The organism is Flavobacterium limicola (assembly GCF_003634755.1).
In the GTDB taxonomy this organism is placed as follows: Bacteria; Bacteroidota; Bacteroidia; order Flavobacteriales; family Flavobacteriaceae; genus Flavobacterium; species Flavobacterium limicola.
Window position 1 is genome coordinate 485593 of record NZ_RBXA01000001.1, and the last position, 12702, is coordinate 498294.

A 12702-nucleotide genomic window follows, 5' to 3' on the forward strand; every position below is an offset into this window, starting at 1 on the left:
TATAAAAAGTATCAAAAATGGAAGAATTTCAAACCATTGCAATTTTCAATTATTCCCATGAAATTGTAGTTATAAAGCATTTGCTGGAGCAGGAAGAGATTAACTATTTTTTTGAAAACGAAACGTTGGTTTCAATCGATCCGTTTGGAAGTTTCGCCTACGGCGGAATCAAACTCAAAATTCATTTCAACGATTTTGAAAAAGTTCAGGAACTGTTAGACAACTTGAACAACAATTTGAAAATCGTTTGAAACTGAAATCAATCTAAAATCAATTTTTTGACTTTGATTTTTTTGAAAGTTGTCAACATATATTTAAATAAACAAAAAGAAAATTTAAATTTAAAATCTTTCTTGGTTGTTATTATAGCTTGTTAATAGTGGCAATAAATTTATTTTAAAATGCATTGAAATCAAGTTTTAGGATGTTATTGGGAGTTATCAACATACTTATTTTAGGATAAAGTATTAGTTTTAAAGTGTTTTTAGATTTTAATTAACAATGGTTGATAACAGAAAAACTATTGGTTTTGTAAATAACTCACACAGCGGTTTTTTGTTGATAACCTACTTTTAAATATTGATAACTATTCTAAAAATTCCTCAAACTAAATTAGGATTTAAAAACTAGGTTTTGGATTACTTTTTTTTTCGATACAACCAAAAAATAGTTTTTATTTTCTATCCAAAGTTATTAACATAACATGTTAATTTAAAGTTAACTGAATATCAAGCAATTGCGTTTTGCTATTAACAATGCAATTTTTTAACATTTATAATATAAAGTTTTCATTGATTTACAGCTAATTATACATTTAAAAGAATTGTTGATAACTGTTAAATAAATCATAATCTGATAGTTACAAAACCAAATCTTGATTGTAGTTTTGATGCTGCATCTGAATTAAAATTATCAAATAAAGAAGCTTTAATTAATTCATTAGAATAGATTACTTTATTTAAATTTGCAGCACACACCTTAACACATATAATATGAAAATCTCCATAGGAAACGATCACGCAGGACCGGATTACAAAAAAGCAATTGTTGAAATGCTGCAAGCAAAAGGGCATGAAGTAACGAATTACGGAACCGATTCAGCAGAAAGTGTGGATTATCCTGATTTTGGACGTCCTGTTGCCACAGATGTTGCTGAAGGAAAAGCTGATTTTGGAATTATTATTTGCGGAAGCGGAAACGGAATTTCAATGACAGCTAATAAACAATCTAAAGTTCGTGCGGCTTTATGCTGGATGAAAGAAATTGCAGTTTTGGCGCGTCAGCATAATGATGCCAATATTATTAGTATTCCAGCTCGCTTTACCTCGATTCCACAAGCGGTAGAAATGGTAGAAGCTTTCTTAAACACCGAATTTGAAGGGGGAAGACACCAAAATAGAGTAGATAAAATTTCTTGTTAGTACTCTATTACTCCAGAATAAAAAAGTACAAAAAGGATTAAAATTTGGATTAATACAATTCCGTAAAACCTCAAAAGGAAGCTTTCTTTTGAGGTTTTATGTCTAAAGAAAAGCATGGCTAACCCGGAACCAATTGTTCCGCCCAGAATACTTGTAAACAATAAATTACGCTCTGAAATTCTCCATATTTGCTTTACGGCCAGCTGTTTGTCTATTCCTATTATTGAAAAAGCAACTAAATTAATAAGTGGAAAATACCAAAATAAAAAAGACATAAACAAAGGATTTTGACCCAAAGATAGTGCTTTAGCAACAATAAATGGGAACAAAATACAATGTTCTAAAATAGAATAATGTGCTTAAAAATATGAAGCATTGGGTGTAATTCAATTTTTTTAAAAGCATAAAAAAATAGTTTCATAAAACAGAAATTCCAATCTTAAAAACATAATTTTTAGAGATTGGAATTTCATTTTGTGACTAATCGGATTAAAAATTCAGAAGTACTATTCATCAAAATTTAAATTGGTAGGTTCTATAATTTTTTCTGATTTTTCAATTTTCTTTCCGGTTGTTTCCACGGAACTATCTACAATTTCGAAGCTCAAATTATCAAACCAGATTTTTCCTGTTCCTCGCACTAATGCACCGTATGAAATTTTTGAAGCAGTTGCAGGAACATCTACTACAATTTCATACTTTTTCCAGTCATTTGTGCCAATTATAGGGCGATCATTCATGTTATCAAACGAAAGTATTTGTTGGGAATTTGCTTTTTCAACTCGCAACCAAAAGCAAGCTTTACCGGCAACATCTTTTGTTTTTACATATCCTGAAAGTCGGATTCTTTTGCCTAGATATTTTTCGGCGGTAAAACTCTGCATAAGTGTACCAAATCCCGAAATATTAGGCATTATAGATTGAATTGTTGCGGCATTTTTCCCGTCGTAACCTGCTCCTTTTTCGACTCTCATGTCATAGCTGTTTGGATCACTTCCCGATTTAAACCAACCAGACGGTAATTCAAATGACAAAAATGTTAACGCTAATCCAATTAGCAAAAAACGTTTAATAGTAGTAGTTTCCATATTTGTGAGGTATTAATTGTTTACTTACTTTTCATAGTTAGTAGGATTTTAATATCTGTAAATCAAGGACTTATAAAATTAGTCAAAAATTTACGATTCACAACATTAAAATTTAATTATATTTTGAACAAGCTTAAAATTGGTTAAAAAACAATGTATTTTTGTTTTTTCATTAAAATCTATATCCGCCTAAATGGTCAGCATTATGACAAACATCGATTATATCAAAAAACATGTTGCTACAGCAGCTATAAACATTCAAAATACCGTTCAATTATTACAAGAGGATTGTACCATTCCATTTATTTCACGCTATCGGAAAGATAAAACCGGTAATTTGGACGAGGTTTTTATTGAGCAAATTGCCAAATTTCAGAAGGAATATGAAGTGATTGTAAAACGCAAAGAAGCGATTTTAAAATCGATTCAGGAACAAAATGCGCTTAGTCCAGAATTAGAGAAAAAAATCCAACAAAGTTTCGATTTACAGGAATTAGAAGATTTTTATCTGCCTTTTAAAAAGAAGAAAAAAACAAAAGCCGATACAGCCCGAGAAAATGGATTGGAGCCATTAGCCAAAATTATTATGGCGCAGGATAATGATGATGTCGATTTTATTTCGACAAAATATTTGAACGAAAATATCATCAATGAAGATGCGGCATTACAAGGCGCAAGAGATATTATAGCCGAATGGATTAATGAAAATATTTATGTTCGAAAGCAACTTCGAAGATTATACGAACGCAAAGCCACCATTACCACTAAAGTTGTAAAAACAAAAAAAGACGACGAAGCAGCACAGAAATTCAGTCAATATTTCGATTGGTCAGAACCGTTGACTAAAGCACCTTCGCACAGATTATTAGCCATGCTTCGTGCCGAAAATGAAGGTTTTATTAAGTTTAAAATAGAAGTTGATATCGATGAAGCCTATGATATTATTGATGCGTTAGTTTTAAAAGGCCAAAATAAAACTACGTCGCATGTTCAATTAGCAATCAAAGATTCGTATAAAAGATTACTGAATCCAGCCATTTCTAATGAAGCTTTGCAAGAAGCTAAATCCAAGGCTGATGCCAATTCGATTCAGGTTTTTGCGAATAATTTAGGGCAGTTATTGCTGGCTCCGCCTTTGGGTGAAAAAAGAATTCTGGCCATTGATCCAGGTTTTAGAAGTGGATGTAAAATTGTTTGCTTGGACGAAAAAGGAGATTTATTGTATAACGAAACCATTTATCCGCATGCGCCTCAAAAAGAGGAAGCGATGGCGATGAAAAAAATTCGTTCGATGGTGAATTCCTATAAAATTGATGCAATTTCAATAGGAAACGGAACGGCTTCACGCGAAACGGAATTCTTTATCAAGAAAATAGCTTTTGATAAGCCGGTTCAAGTCTTTATCGTTTCAGAAGCAGGAGCATCTGTGTATTCGGCTTCGAAAATTGCTAGAGACGAATTTCCTAATTATGATGTTACGGTTCGAGGTTCGGTTTCTATCGGAAGAAGATTATCAGATCCTTTGGCAGAGTTGGTAAAAATTGACCCGAAAGCCATTGGCGTAGGCCAATACCAACACGACGTAGATCAAAATAAATTAAAAGAAGAATTAGACAATACAGTAATTCGTTGCGTGAATTCAGTTGGGATAAACATTAATACTGCGAGTAAACATTTACTGAGTTATGTGAGTGGAATAGGAGAGAAGCTTGCTGAAAATATTGTGAATTATCGTTCAGAAAACGGTCCTTTTACTGATCGAAAACAACTTAAAAAAGTGCCTCGTTTGGGTGAAAAAGCGTATCAGCAAGGCGTGGCTTTTATCCGAATTTCGAATGCAAAAAATCCATTGGATAATTCAGCGGTTCATCCCGAAGCGTATGGAATTGTGGAAAAAATGGCAAAAGATTTGAAATTGACGGTGAATAATTTGATTGCCAATAAAGAAAAAACAGCTTTGATACAACCAGAAAATTACATTACACCAGAAATAGGTTTGTTGGGATTGAAAGACATTATCAAAGAACTCGAAAAACCTGGTTTAGATCCAAGAAAATCAGCTAAAGTATTTGAATTTGACCCGAATGTAAAAACGATTAAAGATGTAAAGACAGGAATGGTTTTATCCGGAATAGTTAATAATATTACCAATTTTGGTTGTTTTGTGGATATTGGAGTCAAGGAAAGTGGTTTGGTTCACATATCCCAACTCAAGGCAGGTTTTGTAAGCGATGTAAATGAAGTGGTAAAATTACACCAACATGTTCAGGTCAAAGTAACGGAAGTAGATGAGGATAGAAAGAGAATTCAGTTGACAATGGTTATTTAACCCATAAAAAAAGGCTTTTCAAATTATGAAAAGCCTTTTTTTTATTTTGTTTCTTCTTCTTTTTTATCAGCTGGCTGACCGTCTTTGGCTGCGTTTTTGAATTCTTTGATTCCGCTTCCTAAACCTTTCATAAGTTCCGGGATTTTTTTACCACCAAAAAGTAATAAAACAATCGCTAATATAACGAGGATTTCTGTAACACCTAATCTTCCCATGATAGAATAATTTATTGCCGAAGCAAATTTGTAATAAACCTAAAAGCAAAGGTATATAGAATTAGTTTACGGAAATTCATTTTGATGCATTTATTTGGTTTCAACTGCGTTAAAAATTTATTAAAACTTAATTTAGGTTTGTAATAATCAAGAAAAACAAGGAAATACAAGCAACGACAATAATTGTTATATTTGTTCAATAATCAATTTATATGTCCAAGAAAAGACAAAAACGAAAAAAAATTAAAGAAAAACTATTCAATAAACGACGTTTAATCATACTAAACGAAGATACATTTGAAGAAACTTTTTCATTGAAACTTACTTTAATGAACGTTTTTGTGGTAGCCTCTTTAGGAGCAATAATTATTACATTTGTTACCACTTTTATTATAGCTTTTACTCCTTTACGGGAATTTATACCAGGATATTCTTCGTCAAAATTAAAGAGAGATGCTATGGAACTGGCTTTAAAATCAGATTCTTTGTCAAAAGCCTTGAAAAGAAATGAAGCATATATCAAATCCATTCAGAAAGTGTTGACAGGAGAATTAGAATATGCAAAATTTAATAAAGACTCGATACTGGAAGCAGCAGATGAAATTAGTACACCGGTTGATTTATCTCCCTCCAAACAAGAAGTGGAATTGCGGGAACAAGTAGCAAAAGAAGAAAAAAAATAAAATTTAATTAATCGAATGAGGAGTCCAAATAATTTATAATCGTATGAATTGGGTTAATCAATTACTCGAAATGCCATTGCTTTGTGGAAGTATTTTTATAATAGTGGGCTTTATTTTATATGGCTATCCTCCCAAAAAAATCAATTATCTATATGGTTACAGGACATCAAGTTCTATGAAAAATAGTGAAGTTTGGACTTTTTCTCAAAAATACGCTTCCGTTAAAATGATACAATCCGGGTTTATATTGCTGGTAGTTAGTTTTGCTGGTCTGTTTTTGATTTTAATGAGAATCAAAATTTAATTTTGGGGATCTCTTCTTTACTTTTATGTACTATTTTTATTTTCTATTTCACCGAAAAGGCAATAAAAACTAAATTTCCAAATTTTTAAAAAATGTCAATAAAATCAATTGCAGCCAAAATATTTGCAAAAAAAATATACAAGAAAACACAACTTTGGGCCAATAATCCTATTGAAACGCAAAAGAAGGTTTTACAAAAATTAATCAAAGATGCAAAGCAAACACAATTTGGTATCGACCATCATTTTGACCAAATAAAAAACGAGAAAGATTTTGCTAAACAAGTTCCAGTTCGGGATTATGAAGCGTTAAAAACATATGTGGATAAGGTGGTTAAAGGGGAGAAAAACGTCCTTTGGAAAGGAAAACCGCTCTATTTTGCCAAGACTTCTGGAACGACTTCCGGGGCCAAATACATTCCGTTGACTAAGGAATCGATGCCGTATCATATTGAGGCTGCCCGGAATGCGATTCTACATTATATTCACGAAACAGGAAAAGCTGATTTTGTGGACGGAAAAATGATTTTTTTACAAGGAAGTCCCATTTTAGAAGAAAAAAATGGCGTTAAATTAGGTCGATTGTCTGGAATCGTGGCGCATTTTGTTCCAAAATACCTTCAAAAAAACAGAATTCCTTCTTGGGAAACCAATTGTATCGAAGATTGGGAAACCAAAGTAAATGCGATTGTCGAGGAAACATTCAACGAAAATATGGCTGTGATTTCCGGAATTCCTTCTTGGGTGCAAATGTATTTTGAGAAATTGTATCAAAAAGGAAGGAAGCCAGTGGGTGAAATCTTCAAAAATTTCAATTTGTTTATTTACGGCGGCGTAAATTATGAACCGTATCGTGCCAAATTTGAAAATCTTATTGGACGAAAAGTAGACAGTATTGAGTTGTTTCCGGCTTCGGAAGGGTTTTTTGCATATCAGGATTCACAAAAAGAAAAAGGAATGTTACTGCTTTTGAACTCCGGTATTTTTTATGAGTTTATAAAAAGTGACGAATTCTACACTGATAATCCAAAACGATATACGATTGGCGAAGTGGAATTGGGAGTGAATTATGTTTTGATAATTTCTACTAATGCGGGACTTTGGGGCTATAATATTGGTGATACGGTTCAGTTTACCAGTTTAAAACCGTACCGAATAATTGTCTCGGGAAGAATCAAACATTATATTTCGGCTTTTGGCGAACACGTGATTGGATTTGAAGTTGAGCAAGCTCTGAGTGAATCAATGGTTAATACCAATGTTAAAGTAAATGAATTTACGGTTGCCCCGCAGATTAATCCAAAAGAAGGCCTACCGTACCATGAATGGTTTATAGAATTTGAGAATGAACCTGAAAACCTAGAAGATTTTGCGCAACAATTGGACTATGAAATGCGAATACGTAATATATATTATGATGACTTAATAAAAGGAAGTGTTTTAAGAAGATTAGTTGTCACCAAAGTGGTTAAAAACGGTTTTCAGGACTATATGAAATCGATTGGTAAACTGGGAGGTCAAAATAAAATCCCCAGACTTTCGAATGATAGAAATATAGTGGATTTGTTAAAAAGTAAATAAATGTCTTACCTTTGAAGGTTAGAAAATAAGTAGAAAATGAAAGAGACAAAAAATATATCACGCTCCAGAGCGCAAGAATCATCGGCAGCAATTGAAAAAATGTACATCACGATGCGTCACCTTTTTAACAGGGGATTTTACAAACCTATGGGGATTTCAGGTGACACGTTGCGCGAAGCATTATTAGCATTGCGACCAGAAATTTATGGAAATATTGCTGAAGAAAAAGTAGAATTGAACGGACTTTTATATGTAATTGAACGTCTTCCGGTAGGAATTGAAGAATGTAGATTTATCAACTTAACTTCGGATGAAGGGTATTCTAAATCGCATTTTCAGGCGATTGTACCGCCAAAAAGACGTCGTAATTGTTACCGTATCGATGAGGAACAAATGAATGTGGAGATTACAAGAGGACGTTCGGATATTTATGATATTCTGACACATTTGACCTTTATTTTCATCGAATCACATAAAATTAGAAACAGGGTTTTACTGGATGATGCCGGTGAGGTTTCCCGCGACTGGTTTAAACTGGAACAAGCGGTTTCTCAAAAGAAAAAACTGATTTTGGTAGAAAAAGAGAAAGCTATTTCGCATGCTGCTAATATTCTGGGAAGAACATTTGAAGAAGTATTGGATATTTATGACGCTTTTGGTTCAGCTGCTGCACCAGATCGTTTCTTGCATGTTATCTTTTGGTTGGGGAAACTTGCCATTGAAGAAATTGTAGACGATAATAAGAGAACAATCACTTTCAGTCCTATTTTGAGAGAACGATTGGGACACCACATCCACGGTGAAATTTGGGCTACTAACATCAAGGAAGTTTTGAAAGAAAATCAACTTTTAGACCGTCCAATTCACGTAATCAGTGCCAACATGCACAGTGTGATGAACTCTATTTTTGCAACGGAAGTTTTGAAAACCAAGTTCAAAGACAAATCGGATTTCTTTATTTATGAGGAATTGAGTAAGTCCGGAGCTAATGCGGTTCGAAACCAAGTGGAAGAAGTTGCGTTGAAATGCGGAATGATTACGTTGCCGGATACTTCAGGAACAAATATCGATGTACAGATTTTTGATACCGCCAAAATTGATTGGGCAAAAACGTCTTTTCCTAAGGCGAATACTGGTGATAAAGAACCAGTATTGATTGTTATGGATTATGCGTTTGGAGAACAAGCGTATGAAACCATTGATGAGCTTTTGAAACCGTTTAAAAAAGATACTTTATTGAATGTGGAATCGGTTTCTATCATGGGAAAAGCTGGAATTTTGGAAGGTGGAAAAGGAGATATCATGATTCCGAATGCACACATTAATGAAGGAACGGCGGATAATTATTTTTTCGAAAATGAATTGACTGCTGATATGTTTGAAGGAAATGATATTGCTGTTTTTGCAGGTCCAATGGTTACCGTTTTGGGAACTTCATTGCAAAACCGAGATTTATTGAAGTTTTTCCATGAATCGACTTGGGGAATTATCGGATTGGAAATGGAAGGTTCTTATTACCAAAAAGCGATTCAATCTGCATCAAAAATCAGAAAAAGTGTTCCTCATGATGTGAAGGTGAGATATGCGTATTATGCCTCTGATAATCCTTTGGAAACTGGAAGCACATTAGCTTCAGGCGGATTGGGAACAACAGGAGTGAAGCCAACATATTTGATTACGATTAAGATATTGGAACAAATTTTCAACGTAAAATAAAAACATAGGATGAACAATAACCAACCCAATAACCAAGAGGATCAAGAAATTGATTTGTCACAAATTTTTCAAAAAATAGGAAAATTATTTGATTGGATTAATACTTTTTTATTTAAATGTATTCAGTTTTTTGTAAAAAATGCGATTCTAATTTTGATTTTGTTAGTAATTGGAGTTGGGTTAGGGTTTTATTTAGATGCGACAAAAAAAACCTATGATCATCAAATTATAGTTACTCCAAATTTTGAAAGCACCGATTATTTATATTCAAAAATTGGCTTGATTGAATCAAAAATTAAAGAGCGGGATACTATTTTTCTTAAAGAAATTGTAGGGATAAAAAAACCTAAAGAAATACTAAAAATTGCAATCAAATCCATAACAGACGTTTATAAATTCATTGAAGACAAGAAAGAGAACTTCGAATTAATCAAGTTGATGGCAGAAGGTGGAGACATAAAAAAAATCCTCGAAGATAATTTGACAAGTAAGAATTACACGTTACATACGATTACTTTTAAAACCAAAAAACAAACAAGCAATACCGAAATTGTAGAACCTATTTTAAATTATTTAAACGAAACAGATTACTATAAAAAAATCCAAAAAGAAACGGTAAATAATATCCAAGTAAAAATGATTCAAAATGACACTATTATTTCACAAATAAATGGTGTTTTGAATGGGTTTTCTAATATGGTAAATGGTGCTCAAAAAAGTGATAAATTGGTTTATTATAATGAGAACACGCAACTTAACGATATTATAAAAACAAAAGAAATTTTAATTAATGAACAAGGAGTTCATAGAGTAGAATTAGTTGGATTAGATAAAATTATAAAAGACAATAGTTCAACATTAAATATTGAAAATACGAACTCAGTCAATGGAAAGTTAAAATTGATTTTACCTATTTTATTTTTGCTTTCATTTATTTTAATTCGTTTATTTTTAGGGTATTATAAAAATCAAATGAGAAAATCAAAAATGATTTAATTAATTCTAAAAAAACAAATTCCTGAAATTTTGAAAAAAAAAATCAATATGGGTTTCAATAAAATAAAAAAAAATCCATTTGTTTTACAGAGTTTAAAAACGATGTTTTTAAGAATTATAGGTGTAGTTACTCTTTTTGGATTTTCATTGTTTTTAACGCATAATTACGACCCAAAAATCATTGGTCAATTTGACTTCATACAAAAAATCCTTTTGGTTTTAAGTAGTATATGTGTTTTGGGTACAGATCAGTCTATTTTATATTTTGCGGGTATTTTAAAAAGTACAAATGAAACGGAAAAATTAAAGGCAATTTATCAGAAAATTATTTCGCTTATTTTACTATTATCCTTGGTGGTATTTATTCTTTTTTTCTTTTTTGGAAAAAGTCTGATCCACTTTTTTTTTAATGATAATAACACTTACACATTAGTATTAAAAGCGGTTGTCATATTGTTCTTTTATTCCTTGACTCTACTTAATACAGAAACAATAAGGGCGTTAGGAAGAGATTATATGGCGGAATTGTTTAGAAACATCTTCAAGTATGTTACTGTCATTTTTGGCGCCATTGTTTTATTTTATTATCACCAGGAAGACTATTTGGTGGATACTTTTTTGATAGGATTTGTAGCACTTTCAATAATAACAACGATTATTATTTTTTGGCTTTTCAAAAAACAAAAAGGCGATTCAACATTGCCAAATGATACGAATCATTTTTCGTACTCCTTTATTGCCCATAAATCATACCCAATGGCTATAAGTAATGTAGCTATTTTTTTGATGATGACTTTAGATGTTGTTTTTTTAAAAAAATTCAAAGGAGACGAAATAGTTGCTTATTATTCAATTGCGATGAAGTTAGTCTCTATTTTATTTTTGATTAATAACGCTGTATTTATTTCTGTTTCTTTAAAAACTGCACAACAATTTACAGATAATAATAAGGTTGCTCTTTTGAACACAATGAAACAAAGTTCCAGACTAATTTTTGTTCTTACAGTGCCGATTGTAGCATTGGTTTGTTTTTATTCTGAAGGTATTCTGCATTTTTTTGGCCCTAATTATATACAAGCCAAACAAGCGCTTTTAATATTAATGGCAGGTCAGTTAGTAGCTTCCCTATTTGGAATTACCACCATCTATTTGAACATGACAGGAAGACAGCGTATTTTTCAAATGGTATTAATTTTGGCGGTATTTCTTAATTTCATTCTTAATTTTATATTAATTCCAAAATATTCTCTTACCGGAGCAGCAATTGCTTTTGTGTCTAGCTTACTTTTTTGGAATATTATCACTGCATTTATTATTTATAAAAAAGACAAACTATTAATTATTATGCATTAAATGGAAAAGGTAAATGGAAACATTCTTTTTAGCGTAATTGTACCCGTTTACAATGTTGAAGAGTATTTGAATCAATGTATAGATAGTATTTTAGAACAATCATTTTCTAATTTTGAATTAATTTTGGTTAATGACGGTTCGACGGATAGCTCATTGTCAATTTGTTCAGAATATAAAAACAGGGACGAGAGAGTTGTATTAATAAATAAAAAGAATGAAGGATTATCAGCTTCTCGAAATCAAGGGCTGTTAGAAGCCAAGGGCGAATATATAATATTTGTTGATAGCGATGATTTTTGGGTTGGACAAAATGCATTACAGGAGATTACGGACTTAATATACAAAACAAATGTTGATATTATTATTCATGAAGAAAGCAGGTATTTTTCTTCAAATAGAATAGAATGCAAATACAATCAAAACAAATTAAAGTATTTTTCTGGAAAATTTGAGGAGGATGCTTTAGATTTGGTTTATCATCATTTATATGCCGCTAGTGCTTGGAATAAAATAATTAAAAAAGCAATTCTAATAGATTACGATTTGTTTTTCACTTTAGATAAAATTGGTGAAGATATGGAATGGTGTGCTAAATTAATGAATCATCTGCAGACCTACTGTATTTATCCTAAATCATTTTATATGTATAGGCAATTAAGGCCAGGTTCGATAGTATTTAATATTAACGAAAAGGTAGTTTTGGATATTTTTATGTCAGTAAAAAAAGGAGTAATTGAAATTGAAAATAACAAAGAGATACTACAATTGGCTATAAAAAACTATTGGTCTTTTTATTATGTTGTAGTATTAATGCATTTTGATAAACTTTCCCCAACCAATAAAAAAGTTCTGATTAAGGATCTTGCTGCATGGAAAAATTTGATTTCTTCAGGAAGAAACCTCACGGTAAATAAAGTAAATAGATTTTATAAAATTTTACCATTTTCAGTGTTACCACAATTTATGAGTATATATGCGAAGGTTAATTTATTATATAAAAAAACAAAATTGTGATTA

13 protein-coding genes are annotated in these 12702 nt (G+C 31.6%); 10 read left to right on the forward strand and 3 right to left on the reverse strand.

What is annotated here, in order from left to right:
• Nucleotides 1-17 precede the first annotated feature (17 nt).
• Nucleotides 18-251: a hypothetical protein gene (locus tag BC952_RS02075; protein ID WP_091166467.1), complete on the forward strand. Its 234-nt coding sequence runs from the start codon at nt 18-20 to the stop codon at nt 249-251.
• A 741-nt stretch (nt 252-992) separates the two neighbouring features.
• Nucleotides 993-1421 (forward strand): ribose 5-phosphate isomerase B, encoded by a 429-nt coding sequence (gene rpiB, locus BC952_RS02080; protein WP_121364045.1) that lies wholly within the window; start codon nt 993-995, stop codon nt 1419-1421.
• Here rpiB and BC952_RS02085 read toward each other — a convergent pair.
• Both BC952_RS02085 and BC952_RS02090 read right to left on the reverse strand, forming a co-directional pair.
• Complete coding sequence (locus BC952_RS02085) at nt 1418-1696, reverse strand: DUF1294 domain-containing protein (protein ID WP_121364911.1); 279 nt, start codon at nt 1694-1696, stop codon at nt 1418-1420. The genes rpiB and BC952_RS02085 overlap by 4 nt on opposite strands.
• A gap of 231 nt (nt 1697-1927) precedes the next feature.
• Nucleotides 1928-2509 (reverse strand): hypothetical protein, encoded by a 582-nt coding sequence (locus BC952_RS02090; protein ID WP_113635747.1) that lies wholly within the window; start codon nt 2507-2509, stop codon nt 1928-1930.
• Between the two features lie 205 nt (nt 2510-2714).
• Here BC952_RS02090 and BC952_RS02095 point away from each other — a divergent pair, with 205 nt between their 5' ends.
• Nucleotides 2715-4838: a Tex family protein gene (locus BC952_RS02095; protein WP_121364046.1), complete on the forward strand. Its 2124-nt coding sequence runs from the start codon at nt 2715-2717 to the stop codon at nt 4836-4838.
• A 41-nt stretch (nt 4839-4879) separates the two neighbouring features.
• On the opposite strand, the gene tatA is transcribed toward BC952_RS02095, so the two are convergent.
• Complete coding sequence (tatA, locus tag BC952_RS02100; RefSeq protein WP_066075957.1) at nt 4880-5053, reverse strand: twin-arginine translocase TatA/TatE family subunit; 174 nt, start codon at nt 5051-5053, stop codon at nt 4880-4882.
• A 212-nt stretch (nt 5054-5265) separates the two neighbouring features.
• On the opposite strand from tatA, the gene BC952_RS02105 reads away from it, so the two are divergent.
• The 7 genes from BC952_RS02105 (at nt 5266) to BC952_RS02135 (ending at nt 12699) form a co-directional block, all read left to right on the forward strand.
• Nucleotides 5266-5736: a peptidase gene (locus BC952_RS02105; protein WP_121364047.1), complete on the forward strand. Its 471-nt coding sequence runs from the start codon at nt 5266-5268 to the stop codon at nt 5734-5736.
• A 70-nt stretch (nt 5737-5806) separates the two neighbouring features.
• Nucleotides 5807-6040, forward strand: a complete 234-nt coding sequence (locus BC952_RS15195) for an SdpI family protein (protein ID WP_425269344.1) — start codon at nt 5807-5809, stop codon at nt 6038-6040.
• Between the two features lie 92 nt (nt 6041-6132).
• On the forward strand, nt 6133-7620 hold the full coding sequence (locus BC952_RS02115) for a GH3 auxin-responsive promoter family protein (protein ID WP_121364049.1): 1488 nt from the start codon (nt 6133-6135) through the stop codon (nt 7618-7620).
• A gap of 36 nt (nt 7621-7656) precedes the next feature.
• Nucleotides 7657-9336: a DUF6909 family protein gene (locus BC952_RS02120; RefSeq protein ID WP_121364050.1), complete on the forward strand. Its 1680-nt coding sequence runs from the start codon at nt 7657-7659 to the stop codon at nt 9334-9336.
• Between the two features lie 9 nt (nt 9337-9345).
• Nucleotides 9346-10332, forward strand: coding sequence for a hypothetical protein (locus BC952_RS02125; RefSeq protein WP_121364051.1), 987 nt, complete (start codon nt 9346-9348; stop codon nt 10330-10332).
• A 30-nt stretch (nt 10333-10362) separates the two neighbouring features.
• Nucleotides 10363-11685, forward strand: coding sequence for an MATE family efflux transporter (locus BC952_RS02130; protein WP_244200077.1), 1323 nt, complete (start codon nt 10363-10365; stop codon nt 11683-11685).
• A complete protein-coding gene (locus BC952_RS02135; protein WP_121364053.1) occupies nt 11686-12699 on the forward strand; it encodes a glycosyltransferase family 2 protein in 1014 nt (337 codons plus the stop codon).
• Nucleotides 12700-12702 lie beyond the last annotated feature (3 nt).